15 protein-coding genes are annotated in these 17,732 nt (G+C 46.4%); all 15 read left to right on the forward strand.

Translation table 11 applies throughout. The features are described from left to right. The 15 genes from hisH to NSQ91_RS00865 all read left to right on the forward strand — a co-directional run bounded on the left by hisH (window position 1) and on the right by NSQ91_RS00865 (window position 17,719). The gene (gene hisH, locus NSQ91_RS00795; RefSeq protein ID WP_076126837.1) at window positions 1–624 is read left to right on the forward strand and encodes an imidazole glycerol phosphate synthase subunit HisH; all 624 of its coding nucleotides are present in this window, start codon (window positions 1–3) and stop codon (window positions 622–624) included. A gap of 42 nt (window positions 625–666) precedes the next feature. Continuing rightward, window positions 667–1,404: a 1-(5-phosphoribosyl)-5-[(5-phosphoribosylamino)methylideneamino]imidazole-4-carboxamide isomerase gene (gene hisA / locus NSQ91_RS00800; RefSeq protein ID WP_076126839.1), complete on the forward strand. Its 738-nt coding sequence runs from the start codon at window positions 667–669 to the stop codon at window positions 1,402–1,404. 1,093 nt (window positions 1,405–2,497) lie between these two features. Continuing rightward, on the forward strand, window positions 2,498–3,256 hold the full coding sequence (gene hisF / locus NSQ91_RS00805; RefSeq protein ID WP_076101059.1) for an imidazole glycerol phosphate synthase subunit HisF: 759 nt from the start codon (window positions 2,498–2,500) through the stop codon (window positions 3,254–3,256). After that, on the forward strand, window positions 3,253–3,966 hold the full coding sequence (hisIE, locus tag NSQ91_RS00810) for a bifunctional phosphoribosyl-AMP cyclohydrolase/phosphoribosyl-ATP diphosphatase HisIE (protein ID WP_076126841.1): 714 nt from the start codon (window positions 3,253–3,255) through the stop codon (window positions 3,964–3,966). The genes hisF and hisIE overlap by 4 nt, the downstream gene beginning before the upstream one ends. 14 nt (window positions 3,967–3,980) lie before the next feature. Beyond that, window positions 3,981–4,808, forward strand: a complete 828-nt coding sequence (gene hisJ / locus NSQ91_RS00815; RefSeq protein WP_076282606.1) for a histidinol-phosphatase HisJ — start codon at window positions 3,981–3,983, stop codon at window positions 4,806–4,808. A gap of 26 nt (window positions 4,809–4,834) precedes the next feature. Next, complete coding sequence (locus NSQ91_RS00820; RefSeq protein WP_036687083.1) at window positions 4,835–5,785, forward strand: ribose-phosphate diphosphokinase; 951 nt, start codon at window positions 4,835–4,837, stop codon at window positions 5,783–5,785. A gap of 232 nt (window positions 5,786–6,017) precedes the next feature. Next, the gene (locus NSQ91_RS00825; protein ID WP_076305436.1) at window positions 6,018–7,757 is read left to right on the forward strand and encodes a tetratricopeptide repeat protein; all 1,740 of its coding nucleotides are present in this window, start codon (window positions 6,018–6,020) and stop codon (window positions 7,755–7,757) included. A gap of 150 nt (window positions 7,758–7,907) precedes the next feature. Beyond that, window positions 7,908–8,861 carry a thioredoxin-disulfide reductase gene (gene trxB, locus NSQ91_RS00830; RefSeq protein ID WP_036687084.1) on the forward strand — a complete coding sequence of 318 codons (954 nt, stop codon included), beginning with the start codon at window positions 7,908–7,910 and terminating at the stop codon, window positions 8,859–8,861. Window positions 8,862–9,211: 350 nt separating this feature from the next. After that, window positions 9,212–10,639 (forward strand): glucuronate isomerase, encoded by a 1,428-nt coding sequence (gene uxaC, locus NSQ91_RS00835; protein WP_076305437.1) that lies wholly within the window; start codon window positions 9,212–9,214, stop codon window positions 10,637–10,639. Window positions 10,640–10,696: 57 nt separating this feature from the next. After that, window positions 10,697–11,701 carry a LacI family DNA-binding transcriptional regulator gene (locus NSQ91_RS00840; RefSeq protein ID WP_076126848.1) on the forward strand — a complete coding sequence of 335 codons (1,005 nt, stop codon included), beginning with the start codon at window positions 10,697–10,699 and terminating at the stop codon, window positions 11,699–11,701. A 157-nt stretch (window positions 11,702–11,858) separates the two neighbouring features. Continuing rightward, a complete protein-coding gene (locus NSQ91_RS00845) occupies window positions 11,859–13,328 on the forward strand; it encodes a tagaturonate reductase (RefSeq protein WP_076126850.1) in 1,470 nt (489 codons plus the stop codon). A gap of 33 nt (window positions 13,329–13,361) precedes the next feature. Further along, window positions 13,362–14,852, forward strand: coding sequence for a UxaA family hydrolase (locus NSQ91_RS00850; RefSeq protein WP_340921370.1), 1,491 nt, complete (start codon window positions 13,362–13,364; stop codon window positions 14,850–14,852). Between the two features lie 207 nt (window positions 14,853–15,059). Beyond that, window positions 15,060–15,284, forward strand: coding sequence for a DUF1858 domain-containing protein (locus NSQ91_RS00855; protein WP_076126852.1), 225 nt, complete (start codon window positions 15,060–15,062; stop codon window positions 15,282–15,284). Window positions 15,285–15,299: 15 nt separating this feature from the next. Continuing rightward, complete coding sequence (locus tag NSQ91_RS00860) at window positions 15,300–16,559, forward strand: DUF438 domain-containing protein (RefSeq protein WP_076126854.1); 1,260 nt, start codon at window positions 15,300–15,302, stop codon at window positions 16,557–16,559. A 209-nt stretch (window positions 16,560–16,768) separates the two neighbouring features. Further along, on the forward strand, window positions 16,769–17,719 hold the full coding sequence (locus NSQ91_RS00865) for an ROK family glucokinase (RefSeq protein WP_036687097.1): 951 nt from the start codon (window positions 16,769–16,771) through the stop codon (window positions 17,717–17,719). Window positions 17,720–17,732 lie beyond the last annotated feature (13 nt).

A 17,732-nucleotide genomic window follows, 5' to 3' on the forward strand; every position in this document is an offset into this window, starting at 1 on the left:
ATGACTGTTGCAATCGTCGATTATGGCATGGGCAACCTGCACAGTGTGAGTAAGGCGGTAGAACGTCTCGGTTATGAGTGTGTAGTGACGGGTGATGCCGAGCAAATTCTCGCTGCTGATAGTGTCATTCTGCCAGGTGTCGGTGCATTTGGCGATGCGATGGGGCATCTGCGGGAGAATGGTTTGGATCTTGTCGTCAAACAGGTAGCCGCTGGAGAGCAGCCTCTGCTTGGGATCTGTCTTGGTATGCAGCTGTTGTTTAGCACCGGTGAAGAGCATGGCAGCCATGAGGGGTTAGATATTCTCTCGGGTTCAGTGGTGCGGTTCGCTCCTAGAGATGGCTATAAGGTGCCGCATATGGGGTGGAACAAGCTCAGCTTTAGACAGCCGGAGAATCCGCTTTTTGTTGGCCTTGAGGAGGGGCATGTGTATTTTGTCCACTCTTATCACGCGCTTGTAGCAAAAGAGAGTGATCTGCTGGCCGTCACAGATTATGGTTACCCAGTTACAGCTATTGTCGGGCAAGATAATGTGTTCGGTATGCAGTTCCATCCGGAAAAAAGCGGAGAGCTGGGAATCAAGCTGTTGGGTAATTTTTTGAAGATTAAGAGAGAGCGGGCGTAAGCCACGCTATAAATATAATGGAACGAAAGTGGGGAGCGCCAAATGTCTTCTTTTATTGTATATCCGGCGATTGATATCCGGGATGGAAAATGCGTCAGGCTGCAGCAGGGGGATTACAATCAGGAAACGATATACAATGATAGTCCACTAAAGGTGGCAAAATCATGGGAAGAGCAAGGTGGAAAGTTCATTCATTTGGTGGACTTAGATGGTGCGAAAGCGGGTCATCCTGTGAACGATGCGATTATCGGTGCTATTGCTGCTAATGCTAACGTTCCTGTGCAGGTGGGCGGCGGTCTTCGCAATCTTGCGGACGTAGAGAAATTGCTCGGACTTGGCGTTAGCCGCGTTATTATCGGTACTGCTGCGATTAATGATCATGCTTTTACCGAAGAGGTATTGGCAAAATACGGCGATAAAGTCGCGATCGGCATTGATGCACGTAACGGTTATGTTGCGACACACGGCTGGCTGAACACCTCTGAAGTACGTGCTGAAGCTCTTGCCAAGGAATTGGCGGCAAAAGGAGCCGAGACATTCATTTACACCGACATCTCCCGCGACGGGATGATGCAGGGACCGAACGTGGACGGTATCCTGTCCATGGCGCAGGCCAGCGGTAAAACTGTGATCGCGTCCGGCGGAGTCACCAGTCTTGATGATCTGTTGCGTCTGAACGTGCACAGCGGCAGCGGTGTAGGCGGAGCTATTGTTGGCAAGGCGTTATACACGGGCAATATTGATCTTTCTGGAGCTTTGCGAGCGCTTGGGCAGAAATAGCGTTGGGCGAGCGCGCTAATTGATGAGCGGATGAACAAAAAGACGACATGAGCTAGCCAAGGAATAGTGGATTAATGAAACAGACAGAACCAACAGTGGGTTAAAGAAATAGACTTAACAGTAACGTAGTGAACACAAATCACTAAATCACCAAACTAATTAATAAACGAGCGAATGAACAAAAAGACAACAGTTGAGCAAGCCATGAGCAGTGGATAAAAGAAATAGACGTAACAGTAAATGAGTAACTAATAATAATTAAATGAACGCACAGAGAAGCAAACTAGCAAAAGTTAAACGAACAAACCAGCAAACCAGCAAACCAGCAAACCAGCAAAAGGGCTTAATAACAAAGCAACAAAGCAATAAACCAACAAAAGAGCTAAAACAAACCAGCTGGCCAATAAAGCAACAAACCCAACTAGCTAATGTGTTTGCACTTTGTAAAAATCTCATTACGAATGGCGTAACGACTTGGGCGCTGTTTCAACGAGGGATACGATGAAATTTTAATACCTGTGAAGATGGAGGTTACCCGCTAGCTAAAACCCGCTTCACAATCTGCTACAATAGGCGTAATGAGGCGGCGGGAAGGGTATTTTTCCTCGGATGATGATTTAAGTGTACTTTATACAGCTATTTTTCACATTTAGAGCTGATTAGCTAATTTAGTTGTATTTCGTGCAGCTATAACTCAGAGATGAGTTGATTTATAAGCTCATCCCCAGATTTAGTTGTACGAAATGCAGTTAAAAGAGTAGCTTGCAAAAAGGCTGATAAAATAACTGCACGTTGTGCAATTAAATACTCGTGGGCTTGCAGGTGGCGTGAGCCCTTCCGACCACATAAGGGCCAAAACCGCGGAACATGAAAGTGTCATGGATCTAGGAAGCGGCCACGAAGGGGTTAGCGATCATAGCACATGTTCAGTAGTGTGGGCTATGGTTCAGCCGGATGGGCTATGATCCGCCATGCCAACAATCGAGGTTTCCAAAGGGCAGGGGCCCTTGGGCCCCCTGGGCTAAGAGGGCTTTAGGGGGACGGATACACTTTAGGTGCTTGAAACGCTTTTTAAAGAAAGGGGGATTTCATAATGTTAGCAAAACGTATCATCCCCTGTCTTGACGTTAAGGATGGACGGGTAGTCAAAGGTGTTAACTTTGTGAATCTGCGTGATGCTGGAGATCCGGTAGAGCTAGCGGCGCTGTATGACCGTGAGGGCGCAGACGAGCTTGTGTTTCTCGATATATCGGCTTCCGTAGAAGGTAGAGCAACGATGATCGAGGTTGTGCGGCAGACCGCTGGTGAGATTGCCATTCCTTTTACAGTGGGTGGAGGGATCTCTACAACTGATGATATGAAAAGAATTCTTCGTGCAGGCGCAGACAAAATCGGCATTAATACGGCAGCCATCACTAATCCTCAGCTCATTCTGGAGGGTGCTCGCCGATTTGGCTCCCAGTGTATTGTAGTAGCGATAGATGCTAAATATAATGAGGCTTTTGGTGAATGGGAAGTTTACACTCATGGCGGGCGTAAGCCCACCGGCATCCGTGCTCTGGCTTGGGCTAAAGAAGCTGAGAAGCTGGGCGCAGGCGAGATTTTGCTCACTAGCATGGATGCAGATGGCACAAAAGACGGCTTCGACCTGAAGCTAACCTCGGCAGTATGCGATTTGCTCAGTATTCCTGTGATTGCTTCTGGCGGCGCTGGGAAGAAGGAGCATTTTTACGATGTATTTACGGAAGGGAAAGCCGATGCGGGACTTGCGGCGACCATTTTTCACTATAAAGAGATTGCAATTAATGATTTAAAGGCAGATTTGAAGCAAAAAGGGGTAGAAATCCGATGAGCGAAACACAAAACAATACCACATTAAGCCAAAAAGAAGCTCTGGCAGGCATTCGCTGGAATGAAGCGGGTCTGGTGCCTGCCGTTGTTCAGGATGCTAGCAGTTTAGAGGTACTGATGGTTGCTTATATGAACTCCGAATCGTTACAGCTCTCACTGGAGAGTGGCCAGACTTGGTTTTGGAGCCGCTCGCGCAGCGAACTTTGGCATAAAGGCGGAACCTCAGGCAACACACAAGCTATTACCTCCATATCCTATGATTGTGATAGCGACACACTACTCGTGAAGGTTGTGCCTGAAGGACCAGCTTGCCATACTGGAGCTACGTCATGCTTTTTCCGTGAGATTCCTTTGAATAACCCAATAACAGATGCTTCGAAACCAGTGTCTAGTTTGACAGATGGTGAGCGTTTTGCTGTTCTTGGTGAGCTGGAGCGTGTGATTGCTGAGCGGGAAGTGGAACGCCCGGAAGGCGCGTATACCACTTATCTGTTTGATAAAGGCGTGGATAAGATCCTCAAAAAGGTAGGCGAGGAAGCTTCCGAGACCATAATTGCCGCCAAAAATAAAGATAACGCCGAGCTGCGTCTTGAGGTTAGTGATCTGATCTATCATCTGTTGGTATTGCTGCAAGAGCGCAAGCTTCCACTGGATGAGATTATGGAAGAGTTGAGTACCCGTCACGAACGCCCACGCCGGGATCAGTACTAAGGGAGGACTGAGTGATGCATATTGATTACCACACGCATCATGAACGCTGTGGCCATGCCGTGGGTAAGCTTGAGGAGTATGTACAGCGCGGGATAGAGCTTGGACTTCAGCAGCTGGGATTATCCGACCACTTGCCGCTCATCCACGTAGATCCCGCCAGCTATTATCCAGAAATGGCTATGCCAATGGCTGAGCTGCCTCGTTATGTGGAGGAATGTCTAACCTTAAAGGAGCGTTACCGTGGAGTCATAGATCTGCGGGTGGGGCTGGAAGCCGATTATATCGAAGGCTATGAAGAGCAAATTCGCGAGATTTTGTCGCCGTATCCATGGGATTATCTTATAGGTTCTGTACATTTTCTTGGGGAGTGGGATATTACGGATCACCGCCAGGTTCATGGTTGGGAAGGCAAAGATGCGCTAGAGGTATATCGTCTTTATTACGATGCGGTAAAGAAGTCGGCGTTATCGGGATTATATGATATTATAGGACATATGGATGTTATTAAACGGTTCGGTTATGGCCCACAAACACCGGAGGGCACGGCTGAGGTAAGGGCGCTGGAGCTAGAGACCTTAAAGGTTATAGCGGATAGCGGAATCGCCATGGAGCTGAATGCATCCGGACTTACGAAGCCTTGCGCTGAGATGTTCCCGGCCGAGCATCTGCTACAGGAGGCCCTAAAGCTCGGCATACCGCTGACATTAGGCTCCGATGCACATGATCCTGCCAAGCTGGGGGACGGGCTGCAAGAGGCGCGTAGTATGCTTTGGCACACTGGTTTTCGTGAGCTGGCTGTATTTGAGGGACGCCGCCGTACCACTGTTCAGTTCAAACTATAATAATTTATAATCCGCAGGAGGGTATTATGCATCATCAACAATTACGTATTTTTTCCGGTTCGTCGAATCCAAAGTTAGCGGCTGATATTGCGGAGCGACTTGGTGTTGAATTGGGGCAGATAAAGCTGACCCGCTTCATGAGCGGCGAGATTTACGTGCATTACGAAGAAAGCATCCGGAACTGCGACGTATTTTTGGTGCAATCCCTTTCGCATCCCATTAATGAGATGTTCGTGGAGCTGCTGGTGATGATAGATGCTGCCAAACGGGCTTCAGCTCGTACAGTGAACATTATTGTGCCGTATTATGGGTACGCTCGGCAGGAGCGGAAGTCCGCACCTCGTGAGCCGATCTCGGCTAAGATGGTGGCTGATGTGCTGACGACCGCTGGAGCAACCCGCGTAATCACCATCGATTTGCACGCAGCGGCGATTCAAGGCTTTTTCAACATTCCGGTCGATCATCTGACTGCACTCGATTTGATCAGCAGCCATTTGAAAGCCAAGGCAATGTCTGATCTGGTCATTGTTTCCCCGGATGCAGGGCGTGCGTCTATGGCTGAGAAGCTGGCGAATAAGCTGGATTCACCTTTTGCCATTATGATCAAGAAGCGCCCAGCCCATAATGAATCGGTAATCACTCATGTCATTGGTGATGTCGAGGGACGGACACCTATCATTATTGAGGATCTGATCGATACTGGGACGACCATTGTGAATGTGGTAGAAGGCCTGAAGGAGAGAGGTGCGAAGGACAGTATTGTCTGCGCGACACACGGATTATTCTCAGGGCCCGCGCTACAGCGGCTTGACCATCCTTCTATTCAGGAAGTGGTTACGACAGATTCTATTGCACTGCCTGATGACCATTCAAGTCGGTTTACGGTATTATCTGTTGCACCGATGCTTGCCCAGGCTACGCACATCATCCTTGAGGGTGGTTCAATCGATAAGCTATTTAGAGACGCGGGAATTTAATTCCCCGTCTTTTTTATTTTTTGTCAAAAAAGATGTTGTAAGCAGAGTGGTAGAGTCTTTCTCAACTTGAGATTCTCGCTGTCACATGTGGTATACTGTGTGGAGATACCCGCGCCCAATAAGGGAACGGAATAGCGATTAAGGATGGAGCTCCGGCATACCCCATAGGGCGCCGCCCTCCTATTTTTCGTTAGTATAAGGAAGCTTCTTATAAGGGAGGTGCCTTGCTTCCATGATTGAGAGAACTTCAGAGTATGAACTGGGGAATGATAATGTGATTCCTGTAACTCTGAATGCCAATTTTTTCTTTGAAAGAGCCGTTCGGTCCTTGGATCGCTTTCAATATGATAAGGCATTAAAGAATTTTCGCAAAGCTGTAGAGTACGAGCCGGAGAATCCGGTCAATCATTGCAACGTGGCTGGCGTATTATCAGAAATGGGTAATTATGAAGCGTCCAACGACATTTTAACCCATGTACTGGAGAATATTGATCCGGCAATGACGGAATGTTATTTCTATATGGCTAACAACTTCGCCAATATGGAAAGCTATGAGGAGGCAGAACGCTCACTCGTCACTTATCTCGAAGAAGATGTGAACGGTGAATTTCTGGCCGAATCGGAAGAATTGATGGAGCTGCTGCAATATGAGCTGGACCGTCCTGCTCCACTTATCCGGATTAGAAGCCGGGAAGGTGTAATAGAGCATGAGCGAGCCCGAGCACTGTTGGAGGAGGGCAAGTTTACACAAGCCGTCACTTTGCTTGAAGAGATTGTGAGCAATACGCCTGACTTCCTGGCGGCACATAACAACCTAGCCCTAGCGTATTTTTATATGGGTCGTTTTACCAAAGCTAAGGAATGTATTATGCGGGTGCTGGAGCTGGATTCCGGGAATTTGCATGCACTCTGTAACTTAGCGATCTTCCTTCAGTATGAAGGTGACCGCGGGCAACTGGATGGATTGTTACACCTTCTGGAGACCACCATTCCGTTTCATCAGGAGCATCTGTTCAAAATGGCCACCACCATGGGGATACTGGGACGCCATAAAACCGCCTATGGCCATTTTAGACGTCTGTTGAAGGATGAAGAGGTCGGTGGCGACGCCAGTCTCTATCATTATTGTGCGGCAGCTGCCAGCAATAGTGGCCTGTATACAGAAGCCCAGCGCTGCTGGCAGAAGGCGGCTAAGCTCGATCCGGAATCGGCTGTGCCGAGATTTTTTCTGGCTCAGCTGCAGCAGGCGCAGGGGGAAGGTAAAACGCTGTCGCTGGTCAGCTACAACTATCAGCTTCCTTTTCAGGAGCAGCTGAAGCTGTGGAAGGACAACAAGGGCAGCTTTACCGAAGAGGTACGGAACAATCCGCTGCTTCGCTCTTCCTTCTTCTGGGCGCTCCGCTACGGGGATGCCAATACGAAGCTTCAGGTTACAGAAGCTCTTCGGTGGATCGAAGATGAAGAGATGTCCGAAATTCTGCAAGGACTTCTAAAGCAGCAGCCCTTGCAGGAAGAAAAGCTGCAAGAAGCGGCACTTCTTAGTCTGCAGCGGCTGATTGGAAGTGTTCCTGAAGAGAATGTGCTTCAGGAAGTCAAAGAAACCTCTTCCCCGCGTCTGAAGGGACTGCCGGAATGGAGAGAGGATTGGCAGAAAGTTATCGACCAGACCCTTAGTATGATGGATCGAAGATATGATGCAATCCACAAAAAAGATGCTGAATTACTGTGGAAGCAATTTCTGAGCAGCCTTTATCCGGATGTTCCGTTTATCCGTCATGCGAATGGCTGGTGTGCTGCCTTAGAATATCTAATCGCTAAAACGCATAACCTGCCGGTCACCTACCGTGAAGTAGCCCAGCGTTACAATGTTTCCGTTTCTATGGTCAGTCGTTATGCTCGGCGCATAGATGAGGAATGTAGTTTCGAGGGAAGTGTGAGCGACAGCCTTCCGCCATTTACCGAGAATATCTAAATCGATCATGTAGTATTTCGTAGAAACGGAGCCCTTTTTATATGTCTTGCGTAACGCTAATGTTCCTTATAGGGGCACCGAAGGCGGCTATGCTTGCCAAAAAAGGGCCCGTTTCTTCTAAATAAACCCTATTGTGAGGAGGCCACTGTTATGTACAAAACGATTGTAATCGGAACAGGCCCAGCCGGGCTTACTGCTGCAATTTATTTGGCACGTGCCAACCTAAACCCACTTGTGATTGAAGGTATGCAACCAGGTGGACAACTGACAACGACAACAGAAGTCGAGAACTTCCCAGGCTTTCCTGAAGGGATTCTAGGCCCGGATTTAATGGACAACATGCGCAAGCAGGCTGAACGTTTTGGGGCTGAATTTAAGAATGGTTGGGTGGATTCAGTTGATTTTTCACAGCGTCCATTTAAAGTGACTGTAGATGGATTGGGAGTATTAGAGGCGGAGTCAGTGATCATCTCAACCGGCGCATCTGCCAGATATTTAGGAATCCCCGGGGAGCAGGAGAATGTGGGCCGTGGGGTCAGCACTTGTGCTACTTGTGACGGATTCTTTTTCCGTGGCAAAAAGATTATTGTCGTCGGTGGTGGAGATTCTGCGATGGAAGAAGCCAGCTTTTTAACCCGATTCGCTTCCAATGTAACATTGGTTCACCGTCGTGATGAGCTTAGAGCTTCGAAGATTATGCAGGCTCGCGCACGGGATAACAGTAAGGTATCGTGGGCTCTTAACCGTACACCGCTTGAGGTTACAACCGACGAGTCTGGCGTTAAGGGGCTGACGGTTCGCAACAATGAGACGGGAATTGATGAACTCATCGAAGCGGACGGAGTGTTTGTCGCGATCGGGCACACGCCGAACACCGGATTTTTAGGGGGGCAAATTACGACCGATACCAACGGCTACATTGTGGTCAACCCTGGAACGACAGAAACGAACATCCCGGGCGTATTCGCTTGTGGCGACGTGCAGGATACCCGTTATCGTCAGGCAATTTCCGCAGCGGGATCTGGCTGTATGGCAGCAATGGATGCTGAGAAGTACCTAGAGGGCACGATGGTGCATGACTGGAGCGAAACACTGGATAGTTAATTTTGCGAGAAATCGTAGTCGATGACATATAAGCAGGTTATCCTTTTTCTAAAGGGTTGCCTGCTTTTTTCAATATTGGCGGGGCCGTGTCCAGATATTAAATATGTTGTTTATTTATTACCACTCGGAAGTTAAAATAACTGTAACAATGTCTTTATAAAAAGACTTGCGCATTTTAAAAATACGTTTACAATGAAGATATAATGTTAACGTGAACAATTTACACAAACCCTATTATAAGCAATAATTTTAAGTTTAAAATATTTATTAAGAAATCGACCGATTGAATAAATGTTCACGTTAAACTTTGTGTAACTCCCATTCGAACTTAAAGGAGAGCAGCAAACCTCATGAGTAAAAAATTCATGGATGAGAACTTCCTATTGTCGAGCGAGACCGCAATTAAGCTGTTTCATAATCATGCGAAAGACATGCCCATTATCGATTATCATTGCCACCTCAGTCCAAAAGAAATTTATGAGAACAAAACGTTCAACAATATCACCGAAGCTTGGCTGTATGGCGACCATTATAAATGGAGAGTGATGCGCGCTAACGGTATAGAAGAGAAATTCATTACTGGCGATGCCAGTGATTATGATAAATTTTTAGCTTGGGCTAGAACGGTTCCGATGATTATCGGGAATCCGCTATACCATTGGACGCATCTGGAGCTGCAACGTTTCTTCGGTGTATATGAGTTGCTGAATGAAGCTAACGCACCAAAAATTTGGGATGAAGTGAATAGACAGTTACAGGGTGAAGGATACGGAGCAAGAGATTTGATCATTAAATCGAAGGTGACTACGGTTTGTACTACCGATGATCCTGTAGATAATCTGGAATATCATGAGAAAATCAGTAATCTGAGTGGGTTCAATGCTAGCGTTGTGCCGGGATTCAGACCAGACAAAGCGCTTGAAATCAACCGTCCTACCTTCCAGCCTTGGGTAGCTCAGCTAAGCGAAGTTTCGGGAATGGCTGTTAAGAATTACGGACAGTTTCTTGCAGCATTGGAGAGCAGAGTGAGATTCTTCCACGCCAGAGCCGGCCGTGTATCTGACCATGCTTTGGATGCGGTAATGTTTGAGCCTACTACCTTGGAGGAAGCTACAGCTATATTCGCTAAAGCACTTTATGAAGGCACTGTAAGTGAGAGTGAAGAAAAGAAATATAAAGGATTCACGCTAGTATTCCTCGGCAAATTGTATAACGAGCTGGATTGGGCGATGCAATTCCATATTCATGCGCTACGGAATAACAACAGCGTAATGTTCGGACGTCTCGGACCTGACACGGGTTATGATTCTATCAATGACGGCGTGATTGCTAAGCCTTTGGCGGGTCTGCTCGATGCGCTGGATCGTGAGAATGCGTTGCCTAAGACCATTTTGTACTCATTGAACCCTAATGATAATCATGTTATTGCCAGTCTAATGGGTAGCTTCCAGGGCGGCGGTATTCCAGGGAAGATTCAATTCGGAACCGCATGGTGGTACAACGATAATAAAGACGGCATGCTGGAACAGATGAAGACACTTGCTAATCTAGGCGTACTTAGCCAATTTGTTGGGATGTTAACAGACTCCAGAAGCTTTTTATCGTATACCAGACATGAGTACTTTAGAAGAATCTTGTGTGATCTAGTAGGCTCTTGGGTAGAAGCTGGAGAAGCCCCGGATGATATGGAGTTACTGGGCAGTATGATTGAGAACATCTGTTACAATAACGCTGATCATTATTTTAATTTCTCGAAACAGGCATTGGTGACTAGGTAATCGTTATGATATCCTTACATGGAAGAGCCAAACCCGTTTAATAAGGAAGGTTGACCCATGGCACCTACAATCAAGGATATCGCCAAATTGGCGAATGTATCGCATACAACTGTATCGAGAGCACTTAACAATAGTCCACTAATTAAAGAGGTCACACGTAAAAAAATTGCCGAGATCGCTGCGCAAGTGGGTTACGTCCCTAATTACAATGCCAAAAGCCTTGTGATGCAGCGATCCTATACCATTGGTCTGTTCTTCACGAGTATTGCCAACGGCACAACTTCTGGTTTCTTCTCTGATACGATTCGTGGTGTAAATAGGGTCATAGATGTAGAGTACAATCTGTTCATCCGTGGGATCGACGATTATGCGGATTACTCCTCTATTCATCGCAAACGTTTTGATGGAATTATTCTAATGAGCCAGAGTGAAGCAGATAATAAATTCATTTACCATGTTGTCCAGCAAGGCATTCCAATCGTTGTGCTGAACCGGCAAATTGATGACCGTTCCATTATCAACATCATCTCGAACGACCGGGAAGGTGCTTATAATGCAGGCAAATACCTGATCGAAAACGGGCATCAAGACATTGCAATTATTGAAGGTGTCGAGGGCTTTAAATCCACACAGGAACGCAGAGATGGCTTTATAAAAGCTTTGATTGACCATAATATCCCTGTTCGTAATGACTACATGATAAGCGGTAGTTATGATATGCAAAGTGGATATGAGGCGATGGGCAAGCTGCTGGATCTCGAGAAGCCACCGACTGCTGTATTTTGCTCCAATGATGATATGGCGATCGGGGCTATGAAAGGCGTGTTTGAGCGAGGGCTGCAGGTGCCAAATGATATCTCTGTTGTTGGTTTTGACGACATTGGGTTTTCACTTTTTGCCAATCCTTCACTCACCACGGTCAAACGTCCTATTGAGAAGATTAGTGAGCAAGGCGCTCGCCAGCTGTTAAGCTTGGTCAAGGAACCCTCAGAAAAAGACGGGCGGATCTCGATCGAGACAGAGCTTATTGCCAGAGAATCAGTCAGGAAGTTGCAGAAGTAGAGGCTGCGCATAGCAGCCTGATCCTTTACCTTCGTAAAGGATTGCTATCTAGAATTTTCACGTGTGCATATATTTAATGAATTAGTAATATAAATATGATTTTATATAGTTTATTCAATAAGTTTATCGTGTGCATTTACTATTAGGAGGCGTTAATATGAAAAGATTAAATAGTGATAATTGGACAGCTTACAAGCAGTATCCTGAGAAGGTTCTACAATTTGGCGAAGGCAATTTCATGCGCGCCTTTGTAGATTGGCAGATTCATACCATGAATCAAAAAACGGATTTCAATGGTGGAGTGGTTGTTGTACAGCCATTGGCTAACGGACTGGCAGAAATGCTGAATGATCAGGATGGGCTGTATACCCTTTATCTGCAAGGCATTAAAGACGGAGCGGCTGTAAAAGAACACGAGGTAATTAATTGTATTACGCGGACGCTTAATCCCTATTCACAGCATGAGGAGTATATGAAGCTGGCTGAGAACCCTGAGCTGCGCTTTATCGTGTCTAATACTACTGAAGCGGGAATTGCTTTTGAAGCTGGCGACAAGTTAACCGATACGCCGCAGAGTAGTTTCCCAGGCAAGCTGACGGCCTTATTGTACAAACGTTATCAAACTTTTAATGGGGATGCTTCTAAAGGTTTTATCATCATTCCATGCGAGCTGATTGACCGGAATGGTGATGAGCTCAAAAAGGTTATTTTGAAATATGCTGAGCTGTGGAATCTTGGAGAAGGTTTTGTGAACTGGTTGAATGAAGCTAATACCTTCTGCTGCAGTCTGGTGGACCGCATTGTTCCCGGTTATCCAAGAGACAGCATTGCCGAGATTACAGAAGAGCTGGGTTATGAGGATAAGCTGGTCGTTGTCGGCGAGCAATTCCATCTTTGGGTGATTGAAGGGCCACAGTGGATTAAAAAGGAGTTCCCGGCTGAACTAGCAGGTCTTAATGTGCTGGTGGTGGATGACATGGCCCCTTATCGCACTCGTAAAGTGAGAATTTTAAACGGAGCTCATACAGCTATGACACCAGTAGCGTATTTGTACGGTATTGATACGGTTGCTGAAGCCATTGAGCACGAAGAGGTTGGGGCGTACGTGAAGTCCTTAATCTATGATGAGATTATTCCAACGCTGGATCTGCCGGCAGAAGAATTGAATTCTTTTGCAGACGCGGTATTAGAAAGATTCCTGAACCCTTATGTGCAGCATTACTTGATGAGCATTTCCCTTAATTCTATATCGAAGTTTAAGACAAGAGATCTGCCTTCTTTACTGCAATATGTAGAGGCCAAAGGACAATTGCCTGAAAAGCTTGTCTTCTCATTGAGCGCATTAATTGCCTTCTATAGAGGACGCAGAGGGGAAGAAAACATTCAACTGGCTGATGATGCGGATATTTTGGAATGGTTCGCCTCCTTATGGGGAGGATGGGATGGCACAGACACCGGGCTGCGCGCACTGGCCGTCGAAGTACTTGCCGCAACCAATCGCTGGGGCTGTGATCTGAATGAAGTGGCTGGACTTACTGACAAGGTGACAGAAGGACTGGTTGCGATTGAGAAAAATGGCATGAAGCAAGCCTTAAAAGCGTTCGTGAAGAGACCGGCACACAACTAATACCCTGGAGGTGACAATGATATGATCAAGACGATGAAAGAAGTATTGCAGATTAATGAGGCTGATAATGTCGCTGTTGCACTAAAAGACTATAAAGCAGGCGACACCATTGTGATTGGTTCAAAAGAGATTAAAATTACTGAAGATATCGCTAGAGGCCATAAAATTGCACTGTCCAGCATTAACGAAGGTGAAAACGTATTGAAATATGGTTACCCCATTGGTCATGCTATAGCGTCTATCGCGCCGGGGCAGTGGGTGCATACCCATAACACTAAGACAAACCTAACAGGGGTAGAGGAATATACCTTTGAGCAGAAGCTGACGCCGAATCCTTTTGCAGCGGAGAATTTGACCTTTAAGGGGTATCGCCGCTTTGATGGATCTGTAGGTATCCGCAATGAGCTGTGGATCGTCCCTACTGTTGGTTGTGTGAATGGAGTGGCGGAGCAGATCATCAATATTTTCAAAGCAGAGGTTGGAGATATCGCACCTTTCGATAACGTGCTCGTGCTTAAGCATAACTACGGTTGCTCCCAGCTGGGCGATGATCATGACAATACACGTACGATACTGGCTAACGCGGTTAAACATCCGAATGCGGGCGGCGTGCTTGTGCTCGGATTGGGCTGTGAGAATAACAATTTGCATATTTTTAAAGACATGCTGGGCAGCTATGATGAGGATCGTGTGCGTTTCCTTGTCTCCCAGGAGGTTGGGAATGAGATTGAAGAAGGCGTGAAGCTGCTGAAGGAAATCTATAATAATGTCCAAGGCGATCAACGGGAAGAGGTATCACTCTCTGAGCTGAAGATCGGTCTAAAATGTGGAGGCTCCGACGGGTTATCCGGTATTACTGCGAATCCGCTCCTTGGACGTCTGTCTGATTATATGGCTGCTCAAGGCGGGACCACTGTACTGACAGAAGTGCCTGAAATGTTTGGTGCCGAAAAAATTCTAATGGAACGTGCTGCGGACGGAACTATTTTTAACAAAATTGTCGATCTCATTAATGACTTTAAGCAGTATTTTATGGACTATAAACAGCCGGTATATGAAAACCCTTCTCCAGGGAATAAAGCCGGAGGAATTACTACGCTTGAGGATAAATCATTGGGTTGTACTCAAAAATCGGGGAACGCTACAGTTATGGATGTCCTCAAGTACGGGGAGCTTATCACTAATAAAGGCTTAAATCTCCTTAACGCACCTGGCAATGATCTTGTGGCTTCCTCTGCACTGGCTGCTGCTGGCTGCCAATTGGTGATCTTTACGACCGGGCGGGGAACACCATTTGGTACATTCGTGCCAACGATGAAGGTATCTACCAATACCCCATTGTATGAAGGCAAACGTCATTGGATCGATTTTAATGCAGGTGTCTTGGTGGAAGATGGTTCTCCAGATGAGGTCCTGCGCAGCTTCATAAACTATATTATTGCGGTGGCCAGCGGTGAATGGGTTAATAATGAAAAGAATAATTTCCGTGAGATCTCCATATTCAAAACAGGAGTAACGCTATAATAAATCATTAATTAATGACAAATCAGGCTGTCTCTTATGCTTTTTAAGCGTAGGGGGCAGTTTTTTTAGGTTCACAGCATACATAATCCGTCTTAAAAAGAACGATAATTGCTTTCTTTTGAATTAGTGATTGCAATCACAATGGTCCTGTACGGCCTGTGCTAATCTTTTATTGAGAATAGTTCTCACATAAAGGAGAAGAGTCAGATGGAAAAAGTGCTGAGTTTGGATGAATCTATATTCGAGATGGTATCACGGCATCCGGAGGTCATCGAGATTATGGTAGAGCTGGGCTTTAAGGATATTGCCAAGCCTGGCATGCTGCAGACTGCTGGCCGTTTCATGACCTTATCCAAAGGAATTAAGCTGAAAAAAATGGATCTCGAGCACGTGAAGCAAACTTTTGAACGTCATGGTTTCGGGATTATTTAATAAAGGAGTGTTAATATGAGCGAACTGATTAACAACCGTGAAGTTGATGTGCCGGAACAGACTCGTCGCCAGGCTATGCTTAAGGAGATTATTAAAGAGCTGCATGCAGGGAAAAGTGTAGAAGAGGTTAAGGCGCGATTCGCCGAAGCTGTGGGTGATGTTACCGTAGCGGAGATTTCCGCGATGGAGCATTCATTAATGACCGAAGAAGGAATTCCGGTATCCGAGGTCCAACGTCTTTGTTCGGTGCATACAGCCATTTTTAAAGGCTCTATTGAGCAAATTCACCGCTCGTCCCAGCCCGAGGAGCAGCCAGGCCATCCAGTACACACCTTCAAATTGGAGAATCGTGAGATCGAAAAACTTGTTAACTTCCGCATGGATCTGCACGCAACAAAGTTTCAAAAGAATGATAGTGAGGAACTGATCTTCAAATTGTTGGAGGATCTTAGCTTGCTGCTGGATCTTGATAAACACTATAGCCGAAAAGAAAATCTGCTGTTCCCATACCTCGAAAAATACGGCATTTATGGCCCAACCAAGGTAATGTGGGGAGTGGATGATAATATCCGCCGTATGATTAAAGAGGCAAAAGCTGCGCTCAGCACTTATAGCGGAAACGCAGCAGAAATAGGCATTCAGCTTGAGGAGATCATCAAGGAAGTTAATGAAATGATCTTTAAGGAAGAAAATATTCTATTGCCCATGGCCCTGGACAAACTGACGGAAGATGAATGGGTCAAAATCGCCCGGGAGAGCGATGAGATCGGGTTCTGCCTAACCGCACCGGAGCAGGAGTGGATCCCTGAGCGGGCCGCTGAGCCGGACGGCGCAGTGCTGGAAGAAACAGAAGGAGCTACGCCGCAAGGCGGGTTCATCCGTTTTGAGACAGGGTTGTTGTCACTGCATCAGCTGGAGACCGTACTCAACCATCTTCCTGTAGATCTAACCTTCATTGATGAGAATGATGTTGTCCGATATTTTTCACACGGGAAGGAACGTATCTTTGCCCGAACTAAAGCGGTTATCGGCCGTACAGTACAGAACTGTCATCCCCCGCAAAGTGTTCATGTGGTAGAGAAGCTTTTGGAAGACTTTAAGGCAGGCCGTAAGGATGCTGAAGACTTCTGGATCAATATCAAGGATAAGTTTATCTACATCCGTTACTTCGCTGTACGAGACGAGTCAGGCCAATATATGGGCACGCTAGAGTTCACACAGAATATCGCTCCAATCCGAGCATTAGAGGGCCAAAAGCGCATTTTATCAGAATAAATCGGTGCGTTGGGTTATTTTCCAGATAATAATATAGGTACAAGACTCTCTTACTTAGGCGTAAGGGGGTCTTTTTAGAATATAATAGAGTATACTCTTAAAATAAGGAATTCCCGGGTGTGTTGTCTTTCCTTGACCACAGAGAGGGCTTCTATTATAGTTGGTACTTAGGATTAACTATTTTAGTATAAAAAAAGGTGGCTTGTTACATGTCTGAGAATATCTACGTTGGCGTGGATTTGGGTGGAACTGCAATTAAGGTTGGAATCTGTAATGCTGAAGGTACCCTTCTTCATACTTATGAGGGACCTACAGGAACTGCAGAGGGTGTCGATACTGTTATCGATAATATCGAGAAGTATGTACGCCAAATTGTGGAGGATTCCCCGTACTCTTGGGATCAGCTTGCAGGTGTAGGAGCGGGTGTAGCCGGGTTCACAAATATTCGTGAAGGAATCATCATCCTTGCGCCTAACATAGGATTTAGAGATGTGCCGATCCGTTCCATTTTGGAAGATCGTTGGAACAAGCCTGTCAAAATAGACAATGATGCGAATGTGGCTGCACTGGGCGAAGCTTGGAGTGGTGCGGGACGTGGCGTTGATAACTGTGTCTGCTATACGCTTGGAACAGGTGTCGGTGGCGGAATTATTATTAATGGAAAGATTTATCAAGGCTTTGCGGGATTAGCTGGTGAGCTTGGTCATATCACAGTAGTGCCGGATCTGGAAGCTATTCAATGCGGCTGTGGCAACATGGGCTGTCTGGAAACCGTTTCCTCCGCTACAGGTATTATCCGCATGGCTAATGATGCAGTAGCTCGTGGCGATCGTACTTCCCTCTCTATGGTAGAGAAGATTGCTGCGAAAGAAGTCTTTGATGCGGCTAAGGCTGGCGATGAAGTAGCTATCCGTATAGTAAATCGTGCAGCGTACTATCTGGGTAAATCCATGGCTTCTGTTGCGGCTGTGCTTAACCCTGAAGTATTTATCGTTGGCGGCGGTGTGTCTAAGGCTGGAGATATTCTATTTGATGAGGTTCGTCGTGTGTTTGCGAAATTGACACCGGCTCCACTTCAAACTGGTGTTTCGATTATTCCAGCTGAGCTTGGCAATGACGCAGGTATTGTTGGGGCTGCCGGCCTTTTGCTGCGTTCTTAAAAGACGGGAAGTA

Origin of the sequence: Paenibacillus sp. FSL R7-0048, from assembly GCF_038004505.1 — a bacterium.
Lineage (GTDB): Bacteria > Bacillota > Bacilli > Paenibacillales > Paenibacillaceae > Paenibacillus_AQ > Paenibacillus_AQ odorifer.